This window comes from Oligoflexus sp., assembly GCF_035638955.1.
Classification (GTDB): Bacteria; Bdellovibrionota_B; Oligoflexia; order Oligoflexales; family Oligoflexaceae; genus Oligoflexus.
Genome location: NZ_DASQYZ010000013.1, coordinates 41,625 through 65,418 on the forward strand (window position 1 = coordinate 41,625; position 23,794 = coordinate 65,418).

Below are 23,794 nucleotides of genomic sequence, written 5' to 3' on the forward strand. Positions count from 1 at the left end.
ACTGGTGATTACATGTTCCCATTCCATGCACCATTCTCTTAAAGGACACCTGATGAACAGGACCGGAGTATCGTCGGCGACCCATAAAACCGTAGGCTTCAACCCAAGTCTGCTCGTGGAAAACAAGAGCCACGGGTTGGGGGTGTTTGCAGCACAAAATTTTGTGATTGGTGATCGGCTGGCGATTTTTGAAGCCGAGTTCGTCGAATATCCAACCAGGTACACCATACAGGTGGATAACCGAAAGCATCTCGTGACCGAGGGGAACCTCGGCGCATTTTTGAACCACAGCTGTGACCCCAATGCCCGTTTCGTAGCCGAAACCTTGGAAATCATCGCGGTCAAGCCGATCAAAAAAGGCGAAGAGGTGACCTTTAACTATCTGAGCAGCGAGTGGGAAATGGCCTCGCCTTTCCAATGTCAGTGCGGCTCGGATGAGTGTCACGGTTCCGTTCAGGGCTTTCGGCATCTGTCCATGGATCAGAAACTCCAGCTGGCGGATCTGGCTTTGCCCTATCTGCGTCGCCTGATTCCGCTACAGCCCTGGTGGATGAAGGATGAACTCGCTGAAGACGAGCGTGGACTTTTGCTCGATGGAAAGCCGGTGTTGGAACTGGCTCAGGAACATGGGACGCCGCTTTACGTTTACTCAGGAAAAACCATCCGCAAGCGTCTTGGGGAATTGCGGAGTGCCTTGCAATCGACCGGCTCGGCGTATCGCATGCATTATGCAATGAAAGCCAATCGATTTGGTCCCATTCTTGCTCTGGTGCGGGCCGAGAAGGATGTTGGCATTGATGCCAGCTCACCACGCGAGGTGGCTCTGGCGTTGCAGTCAGGCTTTCGAGCCGATGAAATTTCCGTCACCTGCAGCATGCCGTCACGCAAGGATTTGAAGCTCTTCGCTGAATATGGAATTCATCTCAATCTCGACACCTTTTCGGCCTTAAGGCGTTGGGCAGCGACTCCCGGACGAAATCCTAACGTCGGTCTTCGACTTGATCCTGGGATTGCTCTTGGATATGGCGACAATCCCAAGCTCTCGTATGGCAATAGCAAGTTTGGGTTTTCGCTGGCTCAGGGCCTCGAGGCTTATGTTTTCGCGCAGGACGCCGGACTTGTCGTCGATACACTCCACGTTCATGTGGGTTGGGGCTTGCAGCAGAAAATTGCTGGACTGTTGGCCCATGTGTTCAGCCAGGTGGCTGAGCTGGCTCGTGATCTGCCCACTCTCAAGACGATTAACATTGGAGGCGGCCTTTGCTGGAAACAGGCATCGCAGGATTTGCCCCTGGCCATAGGGTCGTGGGCTGAACTCATAAAAACCCACCTGGCGCCCTTGGGATTGCAGATTGCGTGTGAATCAGGGACCTATGTCGTCGCTTCATCAGGATTGCTGGTCACCGAAATCAACACGCTCGAGCAGCGCTTTCAACAACCTTGGATTGGCGTGGACTGTGGGCATAATGTGAACGTTTATGCCGCCCATTACAGCATTCCGCAGGAAATCATTGCTGTGACACAACCCACGGCAGAAATCGACGCTCATTATGTGGTGGCCGGTAATATCAATGAAGCCAACGATATTTTTGCCCGCTCCTGCTCCCTGCCGCCCATGGCTGAAGGTGACTTCCTCGCCTTTTTCCCGGGTGGAGCCTATGGTGCAAGCATGGCCAGTGACCATTGCTTGAAGGGTCTGCCCAAGGAATGGCTGATCTAGGTCAGACCAGGGGTGGCGGGAGAGATCCCGCCCCATGCCTGCAGAAAAACTAAAGCAGGAGTCGATAAGCCGGATTATCCGTTTCCCTGGTAAATGGATAATTGATTCGCTGCAAATGACCTTCGAAGTCCAGGCGTTCGTCCCTTCGCACTTCAAAAGCGATGAGCACGCGTCCATAATCGGCGCCGTGGGATCGATAATGAAAGAGCGAAATATTCCAGCGATCGCTGATCACGGCCAGGAAATCGGCCAGGGCCCGCGGCCGCTCGGGAAAGACGAAGCTGTAAAGTTCCTCTTCAATGGCTTGCGGGGCACGCCCACCCACCATGTGCCGCACGTGTTCCTTGGCCAGCTCGTTTTCAGTCAGGTCTTCCACCCGATAGCCCTCGTCCCGTAATCGAATGAGCAGGCGCTCCTGGTCATCGATTCCATGAACGGAAAGTCCCAGAAAGATATAGGCCTCTGGTGTTCCATTGGTCCGATAATTAAACTCCGTAATGGCTTTACCGGCCAGAATCTGCGTGCAAAATTCTTTCAGCGCGCCCGGCCTTTCCAATAAACGAATGGCCAGAAGGCACTCGCGCCCGGCGCCGGTCATGGCTCGTTCCGCTACAAACTGCAGGCGTTGAAAGTTCATATTCGCGCCGGAGTTGATCGTTACGATATGCTTTTCCTTCAAGGCATGCTGCCGGATAAAGGCCTTGGCCCCCGCCCAGGATAAAGCGCCAGCGGGTTCCACAATCGTTCTCGTTTCGCTATAAATATCCTGGATCGCGGAACAGATTTCATCGGTCGAGACCTGAATGAAACCATCCACATAGTCTTGAGCAATGGCAAGGGTATGGGTTCCGACCTGCCGCACGGCCACGCCATCGGCAAAGACCCCGACCTGATCCAACACCACACGTTCGTTCTGCTGGACGGAGCGAGCCATGGCATCGCTGTCCAGAGGTTCTACCCCGTAAATTTTCACGGCGGGATTGAGGCTCTTGATATAAATGGCCAGGCCAGCGAGCAGGCCGCCGCCGCCGACGGGAACAAAGACATAATCGACTTCCGGGCAGTCCTCGATGATTTCCTTGCCCACGGTTCCCTGACCCGCGATGACCAAAGGATCATCAAACGGATGAATCATCTGCGCCCCCAGCTTTTCCACCAGCTGAAGGCAATGATCATAGGCCTGCGAGTAATGATCACCAGCCAACACAATCTCGGCCCCGAAGCGGGCGACGGCTTTGATTTTAATATCCGGGGTCGTCGTTGGCATCACCACCCAGGCGGGCATACCCAGTCTGCGCGCGGAAAGGGCCACGCCCTGGCCGTGATTGCCTGCCGAGGCACAGATGACGCCGCGGCTGCGCTCGTCCTTGGGAATGGCCGCTATGCGATTGTAGGCGCCACGAATCTTGAAAGAAAAAATCGGCTGTAGATCTTCGCGCTTGATGTAAATGGAATTACCCCATGCGGTTGATAGCTGGGGCGCCGCTTCCAACACTGTATGCCTGGCAACATCGTAAACGCGAGCTTTGAGAATCTCTTTAAACAGCGATTGTTCCATGGTGGGCCTCGGGTTGAACTGGGCCCATCCTAGCACAGGGGAGGTGAGGTCCAGGGAAGGGCTTTCCCGAACTCACTGCGTTTTGACGCTTGAAAGCCTACGGCAGGGTTGGAAAACGCTACCGTTTGGTGAGGAAAGTATGAATGGTCAAATTGGCGTCAAAACATGCGGTTAAAAATCCTGAGGCAGACGCAGGATCAAGGTCGCCGGTCCCTGGCCGCCATCCGGCAGCTGCAACATGAAACTGCCGCGGGCGGACTGCAAGGTGCCTTTTAAATCGGCCAGCAGTTCCTGGATATCAAGCTGGAGACGCTGATGATTGTGGACAAAGAAAACCAGCGTAAACATCCAGGTTGCATGCTGCACTTCAAAACCAAGCGCATGAAGGCGACCCTGCAGAGGACCTTCGATGCGATTCAAGGTCGAGCAGAGGACCAGAATCACGAGTCGGCCCACGGCATGGGGGAGCGTCTGAGCCTGATCACAGCCTGAAGTCAGAGTGCGGCCACGACTGAGGTGGCCCTGGCACGAGGGAAAGAGCAGGACAAAGTCGATCAGTTCGCGGACGGGAATCGGCTGATCATCCTCAATCCCGGGACCTGAAGCAATCAAACGATAACGCTGGGTGCTTTGAGAAATGTCGAGCACGGCTCGATGGGCAGACTGGATTCGGGGCATGGCATCGGCGAGCTGGTCTGATCCGGTGATGGCACGCATGTCATTGGCAAAGCGTTCCAAAGACCGCAAGGGTTGGTCGAGATCCCGGGCCATACCGTTGGCAAAATCAGCCAAGAGCTGCAGTCGTTTTTTTTGCCTTCTTCCAAAGAGAAATTGATCGATATATAGGCGCAAAGAGCGAAACATGAGCGTCTCCTGGAAATTCAAGGTCACAGGGCATGCGAATCGTAAAACAGCTGCCGATCGTGGGCGACTCGTAGCTCATCTGCCCACCTTGCGCCTCAATCAAACCTTTTGCCGTGGCCAGCGTTAAGCCTTGGCCAACCTTGAAAGATTTGGTGGAGAAAAAAGGTTCGAAGATGCGAGGCCGAAGGTGGACAGGGATCCCGTGACCGTTATCAATGACCTGCAGAACCACACGCGTGTCTTCACGAAAAATCTTGATCGTGACATCAGGCTGGTCCTGATGCGCGGTGGCTTCCAGTGCATTGTCGAGCAGTCCTTGCAAAGTCCTGAGGAGCTGATGCGGACGGCATTGAATGCACATATTGTAAGTGGCATCGATAATCTGGACGGAGACACGTGAACCTTGAAGGCGATTCTGGTTCAAGATCAGGAGCTGCCGGCAAAGACTTCCGATATTTTTTTCCTGGATGGCTTCATCCAATTGCCCCTGTGAAAAGGATTTAAGCCCATCGACGACGTAACGTATACGCTGCAGGGCTTGATCCAACTTATTTTGCAGCAGCATGAAATCGGCGGGGGTAGGATCGCTTTGAGCCAGCCTTTCATACTGGATCAATAAGCCCATGGCGATGGCCAGAGGATTGTTGACTTCATGGCTCACGCCGCCAACCATCGTATCCAGTGACTCCAGTCCAAGGGACTTGGCTATTTTGCGGCAGGAACACCGCAGGTCCTGGGGCTTTTTTTTACGTGACAGAATGGAATCCGCGAAATTCCTAAATTTCAGCAGAAGGCCAGGCACGTCGGGCATGGATAAGTCTCTTTTGCGATTCAATGGAATGTTTCTAAAGGAAGAATGCGTGACGCTGTCCAAAAGCACAAGCGCAGAAAAGTCTTCATTTGTCGGGAATTACCGCAGGTTCATGCATATTAAAAACCAAGGCCAAATGAATGGACATAAACATGAAGTTGATAAATACATGCTTTTGGACAGTTTGAGAGGATGGGTCTGAGGATATGGTTGAGCTGGCCAGCCGGCCTGTTATGATGCTTTCAACTGACGAACAGCGTGACGAAGGGGCAGGGATGTTCGTCGGATGATGCGCAAGGGACGATGAAGGATGGAACCTTGCCAATCTCCGTATTGAGTGTGCGACCTGGTTTTTTGATGCAAGGTCAACGCCCGTTCGGCAATGCGCTGAGGGTGGGGCAGGGTCAAGGGTTCAATCGGAAATTCATCGCGAATGAAATTCCGCAGTTCTTCCGCAGACAGCAGATCACTGCGAATCAAGTAGAGCTTCACAGGGCGCGCCTGACCCGCAAACTGCCGCGAACCCAGATAGATCAACTCGTCAGGTATTGTGGTCAAGTGCTCCAGAAAGCTTTCGGTCATGATGATATTGGAGCCAGGCAGACGATGCACCAATTTTTCAATGCGGTGCAAAAGATCGATTTCATTGGATGTGGTATCAAATGATTTTTGCGTCACATCACCGGCTGGTGTCTTCAGATGCACGGTATGCACATCCACAACAGCGTCATGGGCTGCATGCAAGGCAATCCCGCATTCGAGATCCACATGATAGACCTTGTTCAAGCCGCGCAAGGCCACTCGGAATTCCCGGGCTGCTGCCAGCGCGGCTTCGCCATAACCCCGAATGCCATCCATCAAACCAAAATGCGCATAAGCCGAGTCCCCGGAATGGGATTCACGGAATCCACCGTGCCGCATGATGGATTCGGAAAAGAGCTGAATCACGGCCGCTCGCAGCGGTTTGCCTTCAATGGTGAGCCCATGAATGCGGCTGGATCCGACGATATCAAAGGTAATGCCGACCAGATCGCGACGGATGGGGAATTTCAGCTGCGGATTCTGTAAGGCCCACAGCACGAAGGGTGGCACCCAGCACTCCAGCTCGCGCCGCATTTCGGATTCGCGGTGACGGGCCAATTCCAATTCCAGTCGGGCCTTTTCGAGGTCCATGGCTTGGCGTTCCAGCTCCTGACGCTTATTAGCCAGGTCGGCCAGCACTTCCTCTTTCTGGCGATTGACTCGATAAAAATCGATGGCTCGCTGCAGGGATTGTTCGAGGAGCTCGGGTTCCCAGGGTTTTTTGATGTAATCGAAGACCTGGGCCTTGTTTACCGAACTGATGACCAAATCTTCATCCGAGTATCCCGTGACAATGATACGAACCGCCAGCGGCACAAGTTGAGCCGCCAGGGCCAGAAATTCCACGCCCTTCATCCCCGGCATTCTTTGATCCGTGACAATCACCCAGGGATCCAATTCCTTCATACGGGCCAGCGCCGCCAAGGGATTGTCAAAACAGTGAACGGACCAACTCGCCGCACAGATCGCATCGAAAACTGTGAGGTTATTGGCTTCATCATCCACATATATGATCACGGGCTGCATGCTGGAGCGCCTCCCTGTGGACTCTTGGGAAGCGTGATGGTGAAGGTCGAGCCGCAGCGTGTATGCGGATCCAAAAGGAGCGATCCCCCGTGGCGAACCACTTCCTTGCGGGAGATGTGCAGACCCAATCCGGTTCCCTTACCGACATCTTTGGTCGTGAAGAAAGGATCAAAGACCTTGTCGCGTATATCGTCGGGCACACCAGGGCCGTCGTCGTGAATTTTCAATTGCACCGCGTCCTGGGCGGCTTCGGCTGTGATTTGAATCAAGCCGCGGTCACCGATGGCATCCAAGGCGTTGATGACAAGGTTCATGAGCACCTGGTTGATCGATGCGCCGTTCACGGCAATTTCCAGATCATCGGGAACATTGATTTCAACCGTTACACCCTGGGGCACGCGGTTATTGAGAATAGCCATGGTCGATCGAACGAGATCGATGACACGATGTTCACGCATGCTGGCATGATTCAATCCCGAGTAGGTACGCAGACTGTTCATGATTTCAAAGGTGAGCCGCAGGCCTTCCTGCATTGTGTTCAGAAGCTTCCCGGCCTGCTCATTGTATTCAAAGTGGGCACTCTTTTGAAACAGGCGACGCAAGGGAGTGATAGCCCCGTTCACATAGTTCAGCGAATTGTTGATTTCGTGGGCTATGCCTGCGGCCACCATACCGAGCGAGGCCATCTTTGACGATTGAATCAAATCCGCCTGGGCCATGCGCAGAGAATTCAGAGCTTCTTCCAGGGCTTCCGTTTTAGCCGATATTTCCGCGGTCTTTTTAATAACTTCATCTTCCAGATGATGCCGCAGATAGTCACGCTCCCGATAGGCTTCCGTGATGCGCTCATGCACATCCAGGGCCAGGAATGTCACTCCACATAGGACACCGATCGAGAGCAGCACAGGTCCATGCACCAGCCCGAGAACGACCAGGACATCGTTGCCCGAGATAAAAATGAACGAGCTCAAACTCAAAATTTGAAGGACGAGCGTGCGGTTGATGCCCTGACGGCGGGACCTCTGCATCAGGTTATAGAAGCCCATGCCCATGACGCCGAAGAATGTTCCGAATGGAATCGTTGTCCCAAGCTGAATCACGTCGCCCGTGGTCCCCAGGGCTATGATAAGGACGGCCACGATCACGTGCGCGCAGTAAATGGTCAGTGCGCGAAAGCCAAACAGTCCAATCACACGGAAGGTATTGAAGAGAAGCAGCGTCCCCGTCCACAGGGAAAAATCGGCCAGCTTATGCAGTTCCAGCATGGAGTAGTGCAGATTGAAAGGCGAGGGCGTGGTCGCTATGAAATAAGCTGCGAATGCTGCTCCCGTGCCGACCAGGGACAGGGTCAGGAGATGGGGCACCTGACCCCAGAAGACGAAGAAACTGATCAGCGCCAGCATCAAAAGACCGCCTGATGCGACCGCGTTCAAAGTTTCCTGATAGAAATTGATGTTGGGAGATTCCGCCTGGAATCTTGGCCAGAAAGACACTCGGGCAAAATACTGGCTGTAAGAATAGGCTCGCCAGGTCAGCTTTTTACCGCCGAGCATGGTTTTGCAGGCGACGATCATCGTCCCATAAAAGGAACGCGCTGTGGCGAATGTGGGATCACCAAAAAATTCCACGCGCTTGCCATCCAACAGGGCCTCATGAGCGCCATGAATAATCATGGGAAATTCTATGAAACCTTCGGGGTTGGCGTTGCAAGCCTGTGGGGCTGCCTCGCTGCTGGCTTCCAGCTTATAAACGCCCTGGCTTTCCTGCCAGGTTTGTTCGACAGTCCACTGGCTCGACTGCTCCGACAACGAAGGCAGCGACCCAACGCCCAGAAGGGACGTCAGGCTCATGAGCACCGAGACTGCGAACTCGGACAAAGTCATTCAAACCTCCTAGGCCACCAAGGGAAGAGTCAACTGATCGGGAGAAAAATCGGCCTTGCGCATCGCCGCTTCCAAGGTGGTTAATACAAAATCCAAATCGGAGCGTGTATGCTGAGACATCAACGTAAACCGGAACCGACAGCTGCTGCGACTCACTGCAGGATAAACGATGGGGACCGCAAAGATACCCTCATCCCGCAAGTGCGCATTCATGATACTGAGCTTTTTTTCATCTCCGATGATAACAGGAATTACTGAACTTTCGTGATGCGGATCTATGCTAAACCCGAGATGCTTCAGACCACGCACGAAGTGGCTGATATTATCCTTTAAATTAGTCACAAGTTCTTTTTCATTCATAAAGATGCGGAGCGCTGCCAGGGCTGCTGCGGCCGTACTTGGCGGAATGGATACAGAAAAAATGTGAGGCCTGGCGAAATGATAAAGCCAGTCCACCATCTCGGCGGAACCAGCAGCAAAGGCACCGATGCCACCGCAGATTTTCGAGAAGGTGCCCATGACCACATCCACTGCGGGCAGGACGCCGCTCCGAGCTGCCGCTCCCATACCGCCTGGGCCAACCACTCCGAACGAATGAGCTTCATCCACCATCAGTCGACCGTTATACCGGCGAGCGAGGGCACTGATCTGATCGATCGGAGCTACATCGCCATCCATGGAAAAGACACCTTCCGTGACGACGAGGCAGCCGACGTACTGATTTCTCTCGTCGATCAGCATCTTCTCCAAATGCTTGGGCTGATTGTGTTTGAAGAATCTTGACGTTGCTGAACTCATGCGCATGCCATCCTGAATGGAAGCATGGGTCAGCACATCGGCAATGACCAAATCCTGTTCGGCTGTCAATCCTGTAATAATTCCAACATTGGCCGTATAACCAGAATTAAAGAGCAGGGCCTTTTCCTTGCCGAACATGCGGGCCAGCTCATGAGCCAGCTCATCATGAACGCGTGTATTGCCCGTTGTCATCGGTGAGCCTGTGGAACCGAACCCATATTGATCCAGAGCCTGCTTGGCGGCTTCGATAACTTTGGGATGACTCGACAGTCCCAGATAATCATTGGAACAGAGCATCAGATAATCATTACGACCATGCTTGCGAGGCATGTCCAGCAAGACTCTTGGGCCTTTCGAAGGTTGCCGCAAGCTATGATATTGATACTTCGGTGTTTCCTTCCACTTTCTATATAGAAATGAAAACTGGCGACAGCGGGCAAAGAGATCCACGTTGGAGCTCTCTGAACTCAAAAACGATGCCAGGCTGAATTTGTCGGGATCCAATTCAAATTCATAGGCGCTCTCGGTCATCGTCAGGACCTGGCTCAGAGGACCATCGATGGGAACCTTGTTATCGATGGTTTGAAAGCCATAGAAATAGCTGTTGTTTTCCGAGCGAATCGCTCGCAAAACCAACCGCCCTAGGTAAGCGCTCTTTTCACCCCAGGAAAGCTTGGCTGGAGGCAGAACGCTGCCTTCGAAAAAGCCTTCATCCGAAGAAAGCGAGACATCCGTCGTGGCACCCAGTCCCAGGAGGGAGCAATTGAGCACTTTCAATCGATGGGTTGCCCCCGAACTCGACTGTAAAGTGAGCGTGAGGTCTCCACCCTGCTGGACGCGAAACCTGGTGTGACGAATGGAATTGGCTAAATTGGTCATAAGATTCCCCCATCGGGCCGACTTCACTGCATTCGGCCTCCCTCTTTCCGCCTCGGCAGAATTGGGTCAGGTATTAATTGCAAAGGCGACTGTCGCTAGAAAGCGTCAGAAGGAAGGGCGCGGATGCACGCAGCTAATGAGTGAGAGTGGACCTTGGACCAAACGGCTTTTTTCGTCGGGTCGAGGTAAGAATTTCGCCAGGCCCGACGGGGTTGCTGCTCAAACTGAGTGCATTAATGCGAAAGGCTGATGCCGACCGTGAGCCCTTCGACCTGCATGGGGAATGAGCTTTCGGTCCGGTACTCCTGCAGGACTTCGGTCCCATTGGGGCCATCGGCACTGAGCTGCCAACGATATTTGGTTGTGTAGCGAGCCTGCAGACTGATGGTGCCTTCCGCAAAGAGGCTCACATGATCCCAGTTATAGGAGGCGACCAGCACCAGATCATTCGCCCGCATCTCGCCGACGCCTCGAACCAGAACCGAAACCGGCCTTTGATCCGCGCCGACGATGGTGTCCTGGAGGGAACCTTCACCCTTGGCCTGAATCAAATATCGATACCCGGCGCTCAGGGTCCAACGCGGCAGCTGCCAGCTGTAGGAGAAGCCCGTGAAATACATAAGAACCGAAGCATCATAATCGGAAAACTGATCCACCCCGGAGTAAACCATATCCTCACGCCGTATACCCAGATGAAAACCGAGGCCGTTATGCAGCAAATAAGTGCCTTGAATCTGGGTGCCCGTCCCATGCAAATCGCCCTCAGCTTTACCGGCAGGAACGATATAGTAACGCGTCACCAATCCCGCCGCGAGCACCAGGCGATCGCGTTCGGCTTCGTGTGGAACGGTGCGTTCCACCAGACTGGGTGCAGGCGCGGCTTTTGTTTCGGATGCCGGACCGGGCTCATCGAGTTTGTCTCCGTCATCATCGGTCGGTTGAAATTCGGTCGGATCGAAATCAGGACGGCCAACAGAGCGAGGCGCTTCGCCGGGTTTGATGCGGAATGTTTCACCGACTTCCATGTCTTCAGCATCATCATCGATCAATGTGATACGGACGCGATTCACCCGGTATATTTTTTTGATGAGTCCCGTCCATTGATTTTTTTCGAAGTTCTCGATCAGGATATATTGCCCGACGCCGTAATTTTCAAGCTCGGTTCGGGAAAACCCCAAAATGATGGCTCGCCCCGATTTTTTGCGCAAAACCGCGGCGGAGGCTGGCTGAGCCGCGAAAAGGCAGACATAGGCCGCCATGAACCAGACAATCCATTGCATGGCTTATCCTTTAAGTGATGGAACCTCTTCAGTATTGCAGAAAACCGTTGATGAAAAAAGCCCTGAACCCAAAGGGCTCAGAGCCATGACGACAGAGAATAACAAATTAAGAAAGCGACGGATCCTATGATCAGATCGCCTGGCTTAAAACAGGTGCAGGGCGCTTGAAGTGAGCCGCATTTTGCGCGGCGCGACGGTCGCGCTGGGCGGCTTCATCACGTTGCCAGATCTCGCGCAGGAGTTGACTGGCCTCGGGTTTGAGTTTGAACAGCTCACAGATTGCATTATGGTAACGGGCATTCAAACGTCGATCACCATTCATCACATGCGACAGGTAACCCTTGGACGTAATGCCTGTGCGCCTCATGATGTAACCGAAGGACATGGGGCGATACAAACTTTTATGCAGTTCATACAGGCCGCGGAATGCAGCAGCACCGTTCGGTGCCTGGGAGATGATCGCAAGGTTCATGACTTCCAGATCCTTGTCTTCCGAGGATAAGCGACAATGGGGAAGTAATTCAGATGCGAGGCCAGACATGATGCGAACTCCTTGTGCGGGGAAATAGTGCCGATCTTTGTGACCAGCGTTTTCCTCTTTTGCAGAAAGCGTTCCGCTCCATTTTCGGCATTTATGGCCGCATTTGAGCCTAAATCTGGCCATTTTGGCTCGATTTATGGGGGTCTTGTCCGAAAAAGTCAGTGATGGGTGGCCGGATTCCGACCAGACCCGGCGTGTTCTTCCAGAAATTGCCAGATGGTGAGCAAATAGGGTGCACGCGCGGCGTCCTGTTCCCGATAAATTTCGTGTCGGGTTCCCGGAACGAAGATTTTGCGGCACTGTGCGGCTCGAAGACAGAACGCATCCTGCCCTTCCGATCCCACAAACGTCTCGTGTTCCGCCTGGAAGAGGAGAATCGGTGTTTGGACCTGAGCGGCCCATTCGTCATGATCCACCAATTCTGTCCCGCGCAGGGCTTCATGCAGCCATCGGAAGGAAGCGCCTCCCAGGGACCTTGGCCACTCCTCAGGGCTGCTATAAAAATCAGCATAGAACTGCCAGCGCGGTCGTGACAGAGTTCCTGAACTTGCCGTGTATTCCGGCCGGCGTGGGCCGACCTGACCAAACGCGTAGCTTGACCCAAATCCGAGCTGATCCGCAATCCGGGTCATGAGGGTCGCCATGGTACGTGGCACGCCGCGGGTGGGAATGGTGAACATAGGCGCGGAAAGTACGGCGGCCTTCACCAGATCGGGGCGGGCATGAAGCAAAAGCGTGGTGACAAGCCCACCCATGGAATGAGCGAAGAGGAATGTGGGTTGCGAACCGGGCGCTCGCACCACCTGCACCAGAAATTGTTCGAGGTCCCTGGCGTAGTGGTCAAAGCTTTCCACATAAATGGAATCCTTGCCCTCGGGGTTCAAACGAGTGGAGCGCCCAAAGCCCCTTTGATCATAGACAAACACATTGTAGTCAGCCTGATAAAAGTCGTAAGCCAGCTCCATGAACTTTTCACTGCGCTCGCCATAGCCATGGACCAGCACGATTTGGCCTCGGGCCGTGTTCTTCAAAAATGATTTATAGCGCAGAATAACCGGCTGCGGTGTGACCACAGCGGACGTGAAAAACTGGTCCGGCTGGCTGTTAAACCAGGGAACCAGTTCCTTTTTCGCCCAATTTGGAAAAATAGCTTCACGATCCGCAGCGATCAGCGCTTCAGACAGGAAACTCAGAAGAATCATCAACCATCGAAACCACATGCCTCATCCACGATCAAGGGGCTTTGCCAAACGCTGAAGGTCCGTAGTTGATCGTAAAGTCGCCGCGACGATTCTTTTTGAAGACCGTAACGGTGTTACCGTCCTCGATGGGATCGCTTTCACCCATGGAAACAGGATTCAGACGATCCCTTTCGATTCCATGCTGGATGAGATAATCCTCGATGACTTTGGCGCGACGGCTGCTCAAGGTCTTATTATAACCCTCTGTCCCCTGTTTGTCCGCATGGCCGCGCACGGACACGCGGGCCAGGGGATCTTTTTTCATGCCAGCGACGATTTTATTCAAGGCCGCTATCGTGACTTCACTCAGCCGCGCATCGTCGAATTCAAAGTGCACAATAATGCCTGAAGGATCGAAGCTCTTATAATCCGCGATTGCATAGTCCACGACGTCATCATCAACCGCGGTGATAATATTCGTCGCTTCAGGAGCCAATGCTGGTTGAGCTTTGTCTTCGACGACCGGTTCATCCGCCACGGCAGGCGCTGCGGGTGCGTCGAGGTCATCTTCGGACAGGATATCTTCGGGATTTTGAGCATCTGTCACGGTACATGCTGGCAGAACACTCAACAGGAGTGCTGCACATAACCCAAGCTGTCGCATACGAGTCATCATAAAAAGTGCCTTTCGGTGACGAGAGCCTTTCGTACTTTATCGGAATTTTTGATTGCAAACTTCACAACGCGCTAAAGTGTGCAAAAAATTCCTTTCAATCTCCTGTGTTGGACGCATGTTACGGCGTCCTATTCAGGGGTGCCCAGTGATGTCTATAACCGAAAGTCCCAGGCGGCAGTGACCTGGGAGCGCGGCGCTGGCCTGGGTTCATAAGGCACCATTTAGTAGAATTATTTAGTCTATTGGAGTGATAAATGTGAGGTTTAACAGTCTGAAAAATCCGCGTAATTTTGCCTTGTGAACAACTCAAAAAAAAATAGTAGAGCGAAAAAGGCTCTCACTTTAGCGGTTTATGGAAAAGTGCACAAAATCATACTGGTAGCCGTATTCAAGTCATTATTTCGCCTACCGAACACTGTCAAAGTTTCAACAGCCGGATGAAAACAACGCGGTTTTTTTCATCAAGCTCCAAGACCATGGAATGATCGATGATGCCTTCTGGAGTTCACCTCGCATGATAACGCCACTTCCTTACAAGGTCGCCATACTTGATGATGACCCGTTTCATCGCCAGATCCTCGAGCAACTCTGTGCTGTGTTTACCTGGGTGAAGCCGTTGAGCTTCGAATCGCCTCAGGAGGCTTTGGAGGCTATCGCTCAGGATCGCATTCCCATTGTGCTGGTCGATATCAATATGCCTGGCATGTATGGCGACGATGTGCTGCGTCATTGCATGGCACTTAAGCAGGGCATCCAGGTCTATGTGATCACAGGTGCGGACAATATGGTGATAGCCGGTCGTTGCCTTGATCTCGGGGCCCGCATTGTCATTCGCAAGCCGGTTACACAGCAATGCATACAGGAAGCTTTAACCGATGCCAGGGTTCACCTGGATCGCTGCAATCATACGATCAAAGAATTTGCCCGACGGAAAATGGAGGCTTGAACGATGTCCATGCATTTAAAGCAGAAGCTACTGGTCAGCTTTATGGTATCCGCATTTTTTTCGTTGATTGTGGGTGGTCTAGGGATTTTTGCCATGACGCGGGCCGTCGATGCCTTGGATACGCTGCAAAGCCGAAGCGTTCCTTCATTGGATATGATCTGGCGAGCCAACCAAACCCAAACGGAAGTGCGGTCCATGGCGCGTGGACTCATGCAGCCCGATCTGACCCTTGATGACAGCAATCGCCTACGAAAGGAATACGATTTCAATTACAGGGAAATGAACAAGGCGCTGGCTGACTATGAAGCGATCGAGGATGACCCCCAGTCGATGATTCTCCTTAAAAAGTTGAAGCAGGAACTTGGGGAGTGGGACCGTCTGCAAAGGTTTGTTGAACCACTGTGGTCCAGGAAAGAACAAATGATTCGGGACGGAACCCGGGAAAAAACCCCCGATATCTACCAAAAACTTCAAAACGAAATTTATGAGGCGCAGCATGCCACCGGCAAGCCTTATGACGACAATACAATAACCATGGTTGCCTTGACCGATCGCGCCGTAAGTCAGGCCAAGATATTTGCTGGAGATGCCGAGAATACAGTCAATGTTTTCCGCATTGCGATGATTTTCGTGGCTTTGGGCGCATTGGGTGGCTCCATTTATATCGGTTTCAATATAGCCCGCTCGACTCTCCGCCTACTGGGTGTTGATCCTTCGGAAATTTCAGACGTGGTCAAAGCCGTGTCGACTGGCGACACTGATCTGCAGCTCAACGCCAGCATCAATTACGGTGTTTACAACGATATCCGCACGATGGTCAAAGGCCTGAATGATAAAGCCAACCAGGCTGAAGCCATCGCAGCAGGGGATCTGACGAAAGAGATCGTCCTGTTGTCGGACCGTGACCGTTTGGGAAAATCCTTCCAGACCATGACCAATGTTCTGAAGGAAGTTATCACTCGAGCGAACCTTGCCGCCAACCAGGTCTCAGCCGGATCCGAGCAGGTGTCCAGCGCCAGCCAGAGCCTTTCGCAAGGCGCGACGGAACAGGCCGCGGCTGTCGAAGAGATAACGAGTTCCGTCACCGAAATCAGTTCAAAAATTAAAAACAATGCTGACTCGGCGATCATGGCCAGTGAAACCGCGCAACGCGCTCAAAAATCCGCGGAGCAAGGCAACCGCCAGATTGAAGTCACCTTGAAGGCCATGAACGACATCAATCAGTCGAGTCTTGAAATTTCCAAGATCATCAAAGTCATCGATGATATCGCCTTCCAGACCAACCTTCTGGCCTTGAATGCCGCTGTGGAAGCAGCCCGTGCGGGACGGCACGGCAAAGGCTTCGCGGTGGTCGCCGATGAAGTCAGAAACCTGGCGGGACGCAGCGCGAAAGCCGCCAAGGAAACCACCGAGCTGATCGAATCATCCTCGCGCAAGGTCGAGGGTGGATTGAGTGAAGCACGCAAGACGGCTGATTCCTTCAAAGACATTGTCGAGGGTTCGCTGGCAGTGGCCTCCACAGTCAAACAAATTGCGGATGCCAGCCGTGAACAGGCTTCGGCTATTGGTCAGATCGCGTCGGGTATCAACCAGATCAACAAGGTGACGCAAACCACGACAGCCAGTGCTGAGGAAACGGCCTCGGCCGCGGAAGAGTTGGCCGGGCAATCGCAGGAGCTGAAACGGAGTCTGGCTTATTTCCGCCTGGGTGATGATCGCCTCGGTTTTGATCGCATGGGGTCTGCGTCGCAGCAAGGCCGAGTGATTGCCATGCGTTCCGCCACCACACCTGCTGGCTCGGATTGGGGACGCGGTCATGCTCCCGCTCAGGCCTCGAGTGACACGAATTCCAAGCCTGTAGCTTTGGATGACCAGGATTTTGGCAAGTATCGGGCGTAAAACCCGGTTGAGGGGGTCGGCTGTGGATCGAGACTATCTGGCATCACAGGAACTGGCAGAAACGTTTATTGCGGAGAGCAGCGACTTTCTCGACGAGCTGGAACTTCAGCTCATCGAGTTGGCCGATGCCACCAGCAATGAAGCAGTTTCCGCGGCAACCTGCGATTCATTAATGAATAATATCTTTCGCCTCATTCACACGGTGAAGGGGGGCGCCGGTTCCTTGGGTTTTAAAAACATTGCGGCGCTGGCTCACAAAACGGAAAATCTGCTGGATGCCATTCGGAAAGGCCTCATCAAACTCGACCGCGCGCGTTTGGAACTGTGCCAGCAGTCGATAGATCTTTTCCGAATTCTGCTGAGTCACATTCAAAAAGAAAAAATCGATATGGATCCCCACACCCAGGGTGATGTGATGGATCTGATGATGAAACTCGAAAGCGCTTTGATCGATCGCGAAGGCCCTGGGGCCGACGGGCGACCGGCTATGGAGGAAGTTTCATCCGGTTTTTATGTGTTTGTGGACGATCCGATTCCCGCGCCTGCCCTGGCGACCCCACCGGCTGTGGCGACCCCGCCGGCCTTTCGCATCACGGATGCCATGCGCACTTCTTTTTTGCAGGAGTCTGATGAGACCCTGCAGAAAGTGGAAGCCAGTCTCCTGGCCTTGTCCACTGTCAAAGGTCACGAACTGATTGAGCAGGTCGAGGAAGCTTTCCGTCGCATACACAGTTTCAAGGGGAACTGTGGCTTTATGGGCTTTCAGGATCTCTCCGAAGTTTCGCATGCTCTGGAAGGGCATTTGGAGCGATTGAAAATTCATCCCGACCTCATCACTCAAGGTGCTACCGAGTGTCTGCTCCGTACCGTGGATGCGATTAAAAGCACTTTATTCCGCGTAGGTCAAAGTGGTGATGACACGATCGAGGAGCGTGCGCAACTCATTGCTTATATGGAATCGGCGATACCCGGTCATGAGAAGAAACGCCGTCCTATCGAGGCGCCAGAAGACAAACGCGTGAAAAGCGGCAACCAGGCCGAAGGTCTGGCCCCGCATCTGAATCCCGTGCGCAATGACATTCGCGTGGATCTCAAGAAGCTTGATATTTTGATGAACCTCGTCGGCGAGCTGGTGATCGCTGAAGCCATGGTCAGCGGCAGCCTTGCCGATGCAGGCATTGAAAACGAGCAGCTGGAGCGGGCGTTTTATCACCTGCGCAGGACCACCTTGGAGCTGCAGGATGTTTCGATGTCGGTTCGCATGGTGCCTGTGGCCCAAACGTTTCGGAAGATGACCCGACTGGTCCATGATACGACCCAAAAAATGGGGAAGAAAGCTCGGCTCGTCCTTAAGGGTGAAGACACGGAAGTGGACAAGACGGTGATCGAACAGATTGCCGATCCTTTGGTCCATTGTGTTCGCAACGCCATTGATCACGGCCTGGAAATGCCCGAGACTCGCAAAGACGCGGGCAAGGAAGAGGTGGGCACCATCTCTCTCGAGGCGCGGCACGAGGAAAGTGAGATCTGGATCATCATTAAGGATGATGGCGGTGGTTTGAGACGCGATAGAATCCTGAAGCGGGCTCGGGAGCGCAACCTGCCGGGTATTGAAAGGGAAGCCACCCTTACCGACGCCGAGGTGTTCAATTATATCTTCGAACCTGGTTTCTCGACCGCGGAGCAGGTGACGGATATATCCGGTCGTGGCGTGGGCATGGACGTGGTGCGCAAGAATATTGAGAAAATCAAAGGTCGTGTGCGCATCGAATCCCTTCCGGGCCAAGGCACCTCGATTATCTTTGAAATACCTTTGACCCTGGCCATCATCGACGGAATGCTCGTGCGTGTGGGCCAGACGAAGTATACGTTGCCACTGCTTTTGATCCAGGAGTCCATTCGATTAAGTCCGGATCGGGTCACCGTGGGGCCGGATGGCCTTTGCATGGTCGAAGTTCGCTCGCAGTTTATTCCGATCGTGCAGCTGGCGCAGCTTTTTGGTCACGCGGACTGTCCGCCCCTGCCCGAAGATGCTCTGGTCGTTCTGGTGGAAGCGAATCAGCAAACGCTGGCCTTGCACGTGGATGAAATTCTCGGTCAGCAGCAGACTGTGATCAAAGCCCTGCCGACCAACTACAAAAGATCGCGTGCGATCAGCGGCTGCACCATCCTCGGAACGGGGGAGGTGAGTTTAATCCTGGATGTTGGCGGTATCAGTGAATGCCTGGGCAGGACCTATCAGGATTACGTGACCAAAGCAGCAGCCTAAACCTCAATCAGGAAGGGAGGATCCATGGTCAGCAAAAAAACCAACGAGCGTGAGCTTCAGGATAGCGAATGGGATGAAGAGGAAGAGGACAGCATGAAAGGCCGCTATCTGGCATTTCGCGTCCATGAAGAGGATTATGGCATTGAGATTCAGTATGTGACCGAAATCGTAGGCATACAAAAGATCGCGGCTGTGCCCGATATGCCTGACTTTATCAAGGGCGTGATCAATCTGCGCGGTCAGGTGATTCCCGTCATGGACATTCGCACACGCTTTCGCATGCCTCCCAAGGAGTATAACGAGAGAACGTGCGTGATCGTGGTGAACTACGATGACAATCCGATCGGCCTTGTGGTGGACTCTGTGAATGAAGTGACAAGCATCCCTGAATCGTCGGTTTGCGAGCCGCCTCGTGTGGCTCACAGTGAAAGTGCGCGGTATGTCCGGGGCATTGGCAAAGTCGGCGATGAGGTTCGCATCATCCTCGATGTGAGCAAATTGCTCTATGGTACGGAAACGGAAGCTGTTGCCCAGCTCCTTACAGCCTAAGGGGTCATGATTTGAAAACTGCGCTTGAACAGTTGACCGAGGCAGCTGACTCCCTCGAGACGGGTGCGATGAGGCTGTCCGATCCTGACTTTCGAGCCATTTCCAAACTGGTTTATGATAATTTCGGCATCTGCCTGACGGATGACAAGCGCGGCCTGGTTGTGGGGCGCCTGCAGTCCACTCTACACCGCCGGCAGATCCCCAGTTTCTCCATCTATCTGGATATGCTTCTCAACGATCGAACCGGTGCGATGCTGTCCGAGCTGGTGAATCAGATCTCAACCAATCATACGTCGTTCTTTCGCGAAAACAGCCATTTCCAGTTTCTTCAGCAAAAAGTCCTGGCCGATGTCATGGAACGTTTGCAGCAGCAACGCCGCCGGGATTTACGCATATGGTGTGCTGCCTGCGCCAGTGGTGAGGAAGCCTACACGATTCAGATGAGTGTCATGAAAACCCTTGGTCTCCAATATACGGCTTTGGATGCGGGGCTATTGGCGACCGATATTTCGGCCAAAGTCCTGCAGCAGGCCACCCAGGGTATTTATTCCGCCGATCGCGTCCAGGATATCCCTCAGGACTATTTGCGCAGCTACTTTCGCCTGCAGGCGGATGGTTCCTATCAGGTCCAGGAACGCCTTCGTCAAGAAATCATGTTTCGTCGTTTTAATCTGATGAATGGCACGTTTCCTTTTAAACCGTTTCAAATTATTTTTTGCCGCAATGTGATGATTTACTTTGATGCGAACACCCGACTGAATCTTCTGCAACGGCTCCACAACTGTCTGGAGCCCGGCGGCTATCTTTTCGTGGGCCACTCGGAAGCGATAAACTCCGGCAGTACGCCCTTTAAAAACCTCGTTCCCGCTGTTTATCAAAGGAGACTGACGGCATGAGCGAGAAACCCATCATGCTGGGTGTCGGGAACCTGGATGGAACCAGGACGCCCGGCGCGCGTTTGAAGACCATGGCCCTGGGTTCCTGCGTGGCTCTGATTATGATGGATCCCCTAACAAAAGCCATCGGCATGGCGCATGTGGCTTTGCCCGAATCCAGCACCGATGCTGTCAAGGCGTTGGCTATGCCCGGATATTTTGCCGATACTGCGGTCACGGCTCTGCTGGCGCGTATGGCCAGGCTCGGCTGTGATCCCCGTGGGCAGGGCTTTATTGTGAAACTGGTCGGTGGCTCCAACATCATGGATGGGGAAGGCCTATTCAATATAGGGAAACGCAATGTTCTGGCGTTGAAGAAGTGCCTCTGGCAGTCTCGACTGGCGCCGATGGCTGAAGATGTCGGTGGCGACCACAGCCGTACAGTCGAGGTGCACCAGGAATCCGGGCATATCGTCATCACGTGTCCTAGAAAAGGCGTTTGGGAGATCTAATATGGAAAAAACTATCCTGATCATTGATGACTCCAGAACAGCACGCATGTTTATCAAACAATGTTTTGAGATAGCAGGGTTTGCAGGCTGTCACTTTTTGGAAGCCAGCCAGGGCCAGGAAGGACTGGATATGATGCGCAGCCATCCGAAGCTTGCCCTTGTGATCACCGACATCAATATGCCCGTGAAGGATGGTATTTCCATGCTGCGCGACATGCGCGCGGACAAGGATTTGAAGCATATTCCGGTCCTGGTCATCACGTCGACCCAGAATGCAGCGCGGGAAGCCGAGCTGGTGCCGTTGCAGGTGGCAGGGATTCTGGCCAAGCCTCTGCATCTGCCCCAGATTGCACAGACTCTCACCAATCTTAAAACTCAGTTGGGCATGTGATATGGCAATACATCAGGACAATCTTGTGAACGCAAGCATCACGGCCTTGAACAACGCGGTTCAGGATACCTTGGAAACGTTGGCCTTTACGGAAGCGGTGCCGGTCGCGGCCGCTCGCGTTGAGCCGTTATCAGCGCCTTTTTACGTCACGACGCTTGAAGTCAAACAGCCTTATGCGGGCTCCATTCGCCTCATGATCGGACGTGAATTGGCGATAAGCCTGGTAAGTTCCATGCTCGGTGGGAGTGATCCCATGGGTGATGCCTCGGTCCAGGATGGTCTTTGCGAACTCGTGAATACGATCAGCGGACGGATTCTGGCACATCTGGTGGACAACTCGAGCTCGTTTGATTTGGGTATTCCTCAAACGATTTTTATGGAAACGGCCAGGCCGCGTGATCCGGATGTTTTGGTTCGTCAGACCTATGCACTGAATGAGGGGTCCATCGAATTGGAACTGGCGTTTAAAAAGGGTCAAGCCGCATGAGCCATGATGGGTTGAAGGCATGCATAGAAGCCTCTGGCAACAGGGTTACCTGGGTGTGCTCATCAGCATGTGCTGGTGGGTCTCAGGACTGCTTTGTGCCGCGCCGATGCCAGGGCGTTTCGATTTGGCCCTTTGGGATCAAGCGCAGCACTTGAATCTGGACGGCCAGTGGCTTTATCTGTCAGGCCGCTTCATGGAACCTCATGAATTCGAACATAGTTTAGTCCACGATGCCGAGTCGATTCGGGTCCTTGGAGCCGGAGTGTCCATCCAGGATCGCGCCGATGCGCCCCGTTACGGAACTTACATCCTGCGGCTGCATCATCCGCAGAACCTTGCGGATCTCGCTCTCTTTCACGGTCTTTATTACAGCAGTGCCAAAAGCCAGGTCTTCTGTCGCAATCAACCCCATCGGCCATTAACCTTGGATCTGGGTCAGGTTGGTGCGAGCCTGACCAGCAGCACTCCAAAACTTTCCACCTTTGCCATTCAGCGTCTGGCGCCTCTGGCCGCAATCTCTCCCTGTTCAGAACTGATCATCATGCTGCAGGTCAGTAGCTTTCATCACACCTGGGCCGGTATGTGGTTGCCGCCACGTCTCGGTCCGACGGCTGAATTTCAGGAATTACTCGCCCAACAGGAGCAGTCTTATGCCTTCATTTTAGGCATTCTGTTGTTTGTCAGTTTTTACGGGGCAAGTTTTGCCTGGCGCCGTCGTCAGGAAAAGACCGCGCTCTATGTGGCACTCGGGGCCCTGCTGCTCGGTCTGCGGATTGCATTTCTGTATCACGCCGCGTCCACGGACGCCGGTTCCTCACCCTGGCTTTGGCGTCTGGAGAATCTCTTTATTTATGGGGCGGGGTATCTTGTCCCTTATCTGTCGCTGAAAAGCCTGAAAGATTTTTTACCAAATGGACATCTGCCGCGCCGCCTCGAACGCATGATGGGTGTCCTGAGTGCGGGAGCCCTGCTGATTCAGCTTCTGACACCCGTTCATTTCTGGACCAACTACGCTGGAATCTTCCTGATGCTTGGCCTGGGTTCGGTAGCTTTGATCATCTATTTCCTGATCCGTGCTCTGTGCAAGAGAGCCGACCATGTGTGGCCGCACCTGATCGGTGTCCTGTTTGCGTTCAGCGGCATGGTGCTGGAAATGCTGGTGGTCTATCGCGTTATTGATTATCTGCCGCTGAATATATCCGGCTATGGGAGTGCCATCTGGATTTCCCTCCAGCTGCAGTTGACTGCGCAACGATTTGCGGATGCTTTGGAAAAGTCAGAGTATCTTTCGAGCCATTTGCAGGAAGAGGTGCAGAAACAAACGGCAAAGCTCACGGACATGAACCGTTATATTGCCGAAAATGTTCTGCGCCGGTTCCTGCCGCCCCGGGTGGTGTCCGATATTGTCGCCGGCAAACGTACCTTGGATGAGAAAGCCAAATCTCTTGAGATTACTGTGCTCTTCGCTGATCTCTGCAACTTTACGCAGATTTCGGTGCAGCAGGGACCGGAACGAACGGCTGTCGTTCTTAATAGTTTTTTGGTGCAGATGACGGAAACGGTATTTGAGCACAATGGCACCATCGATAAATTTTTAGGGGATGGTGTCCTGATCCTCTTTGGGGCTCCTGAGCCTATGGAACCCTCCCTCCAGGCCGAGGCTGCCTGGCGTTGTGCCACCCGCATGCTGGAGGCTCTGGAGAGCCTGAACACCTTCTGGCAGTCGCAGGGCTGGTCCGTGCTGCAGATGCGTATGGGCATGCATAGTGGGCCAGCGGTTGTCGGCAGCTTCGGTGGTCCCATGCGAAGTGACTATACGGCTATCGGTGATACCGTGAACCTGGCTTCGCGGATTCAGAATGCGGCTGAACCCAATACCATGCTCGTAACTGAAGAGATGGCGCGTCATCTCCCAATGCAGGCGCGACGAAGTCACGGGTCTTATCAATTGAAAGGGATTGCCGGGTCCCAAGTCCTTTATGAACTCGCGCCCTGGCGTCCAGGGATTTTACCCTTGGAAAAAAAGACCGGATGAGCTGGAGTATGCGGATCACCGCAATTTTGCAG

The 23,794-nt window shown here is 53.4% G+C and carries 20 protein-coding genes; 10 read left to right on the plus strand and 10 right to left on the minus strand.

Translation table 11 applies throughout. The features are described 5' to 3' along the window. The first annotated feature begins 52 nt into the window (after positions 1–52). Positions 53–1,720, plus strand: a complete 1,668-nt coding sequence (locus VE954_RS00930) for an SET domain-containing protein-lysine N-methyltransferase (RefSeq protein ID WP_324948690.1) — start codon at positions 53–55, stop codon at positions 1,718–1,720. Positions 1,721–1,769: 49 nt separating this feature from the next. On the opposite strand, the gene ilvA is transcribed toward VE954_RS00930, so the two are convergent. The 10 genes from ilvA to VE954_RS00980 all read right to left on the minus strand — a co-directional run bounded on the left by ilvA (position 1,770) and on the right by VE954_RS00980 (position 13,799). Further along, positions 1,770–3,278, minus strand: coding sequence for a threonine ammonia-lyase, biosynthetic (gene ilvA, locus VE954_RS00935; protein WP_324948692.1), 1,509 nt, complete (start codon positions 3,276–3,278; stop codon positions 1,770–1,772). Positions 3,279–3,449: 171 nt separating this feature from the next. After that, positions 3,450–4,070: a hypothetical protein gene (locus VE954_RS00940; protein ID WP_324948694.1), complete on the minus strand. Its 621-nt coding sequence runs from the start codon at positions 4,068–4,070 to the stop codon at positions 3,450–3,452. Beyond that, positions 4,063–4,953, minus strand: a complete 891-nt coding sequence (locus VE954_RS00945; RefSeq protein WP_324948696.1) for a HAMP domain-containing sensor histidine kinase — start codon at positions 4,951–4,953, stop codon at positions 4,063–4,065. The genes VE954_RS00940 and VE954_RS00945 overlap by 8 nt, the downstream gene beginning before the upstream one ends. A gap of 231 nt (positions 4,954–5,184) precedes the next feature. Beyond that, entirely contained in the window at positions 5,185–6,561 is a 1,377-nt protein-coding gene (locus VE954_RS00950; protein WP_324948698.1) for a response regulator, read from the minus strand. Next, a complete protein-coding gene (locus VE954_RS00955; RefSeq protein WP_324948699.1) occupies positions 6,549–8,444 on the minus strand; it encodes a sensor histidine kinase in 1,896 nt (631 codons plus the stop codon). The genes VE954_RS00950 and VE954_RS00955 overlap by 13 nt, the downstream gene beginning before the upstream one ends. A 9-nt stretch (positions 8,445–8,453) precedes the next feature. Next, positions 8,454–10,121 (minus strand): pyridoxal phosphate-dependent aminotransferase family protein, encoded by a 1,668-nt coding sequence (locus tag VE954_RS00960; RefSeq protein WP_324948701.1) that lies wholly within the window; start codon positions 10,119–10,121, stop codon positions 8,454–8,456. 233 nt (positions 10,122–10,354) lie between these two features. Next, positions 10,355–11,401 (minus strand): hypothetical protein, encoded by a 1,047-nt coding sequence (locus VE954_RS00965; protein WP_324948703.1) that lies wholly within the window; start codon positions 11,399–11,401, stop codon positions 10,355–10,357. A 130-nt stretch (positions 11,402–11,531) separates the two neighbouring features. Beyond that, positions 11,532–11,942, minus strand: a complete 411-nt coding sequence (locus tag VE954_RS00970) for a hypothetical protein (protein WP_324948705.1) — start codon at positions 11,940–11,942, stop codon at positions 11,532–11,534. A 158-nt stretch (positions 11,943–12,100) separates the two neighbouring features. Further along, the gene (locus VE954_RS00975) at positions 12,101–13,162 is read right to left on the minus strand and encodes an alpha/beta fold hydrolase (RefSeq protein WP_324948707.1); all 1,062 of its coding nucleotides are present in this window, start codon (positions 13,160–13,162) and stop codon (positions 12,101–12,103) included. 13 nt (positions 13,163–13,175) lie between these two features. Further along, a complete protein-coding gene (locus tag VE954_RS00980) occupies positions 13,176–13,799 on the minus strand; it encodes an OmpA family protein (RefSeq protein ID WP_324948709.1) in 624 nt (207 codons plus the stop codon). Between the two features lie 514 nt (positions 13,800–14,313). Here VE954_RS00980 and VE954_RS00985 point away from each other — a divergent pair. From VE954_RS00985 to VE954_RS01025, 9 genes are read left to right on the plus strand one after another with little or no spacing between them, the layout of a single operon-like run. Next, positions 14,314–14,745 (plus strand): response regulator, encoded by a 432-nt coding sequence (locus VE954_RS00985; protein WP_324948711.1) that lies wholly within the window; start codon positions 14,314–14,316, stop codon positions 14,743–14,745. A gap of 3 nt (positions 14,746–14,748) precedes the next feature. Continuing rightward, on the plus strand, positions 14,749–16,644 hold the full coding sequence (locus VE954_RS00990; RefSeq protein WP_324948713.1) for a HAMP domain-containing methyl-accepting chemotaxis protein: 1,896 nt from the start codon (positions 14,749–14,751) through the stop codon (positions 16,642–16,644). Between the two features lie 22 nt (positions 16,645–16,666). Further along, the gene (locus tag VE954_RS00995) at positions 16,667–18,913 is read left to right on the plus strand and encodes a chemotaxis protein CheA (protein WP_324948715.1); all 2,247 of its coding nucleotides are present in this window, start codon (positions 16,667–16,669) and stop codon (positions 18,911–18,913) included. A gap of 24 nt (positions 18,914–18,937) precedes the next feature. Beyond that, positions 18,938–19,462, plus strand: a complete 525-nt coding sequence (locus VE954_RS01000; protein ID WP_324948717.1) for a chemotaxis protein CheW — start codon at positions 18,938–18,940, stop codon at positions 19,460–19,462. A gap of 11 nt (positions 19,463–19,473) precedes the next feature. Beyond that, a complete protein-coding gene (locus VE954_RS01005) occupies positions 19,474–20,358 on the plus strand; it encodes a protein-glutamate O-methyltransferase CheR (RefSeq protein ID WP_324948719.1) in 885 nt (294 codons plus the stop codon). Then, positions 20,355–20,849 carry a chemotaxis protein CheD gene (locus VE954_RS01010; RefSeq protein ID WP_324948721.1) on the plus strand — a complete coding sequence of 165 codons (495 nt, stop codon included), beginning with the start codon at positions 20,355–20,357 and terminating at the stop codon, positions 20,847–20,849. The genes VE954_RS01005 and VE954_RS01010 overlap by 4 nt, the downstream gene beginning before the upstream one ends. 1 nt (position 20,850) lies before the next feature. Beyond that, on the plus strand, positions 20,851–21,240 hold the full coding sequence (locus VE954_RS01015) for a response regulator (RefSeq protein ID WP_324948723.1): 390 nt from the start codon (positions 20,851–20,853) through the stop codon (positions 21,238–21,240). Between the two features lies 1 nt (position 21,241). Further along, on the plus strand, positions 21,242–21,727 hold the full coding sequence (locus tag VE954_RS01020) for a chemotaxis protein CheX (protein WP_324948725.1): 486 nt from the start codon (positions 21,242–21,244) through the stop codon (positions 21,725–21,727). Between the two features lie 19 nt (positions 21,728–21,746). Next, positions 21,747–23,762 carry an adenylate/guanylate cyclase domain-containing protein gene (locus tag VE954_RS01025; protein ID WP_324948727.1) on the plus strand — a complete coding sequence of 672 codons (2,016 nt, stop codon included), beginning with the start codon at positions 21,747–21,749 and terminating at the stop codon, positions 23,760–23,762. Positions 23,763–23,794: the final 32 nt, after the last annotated feature.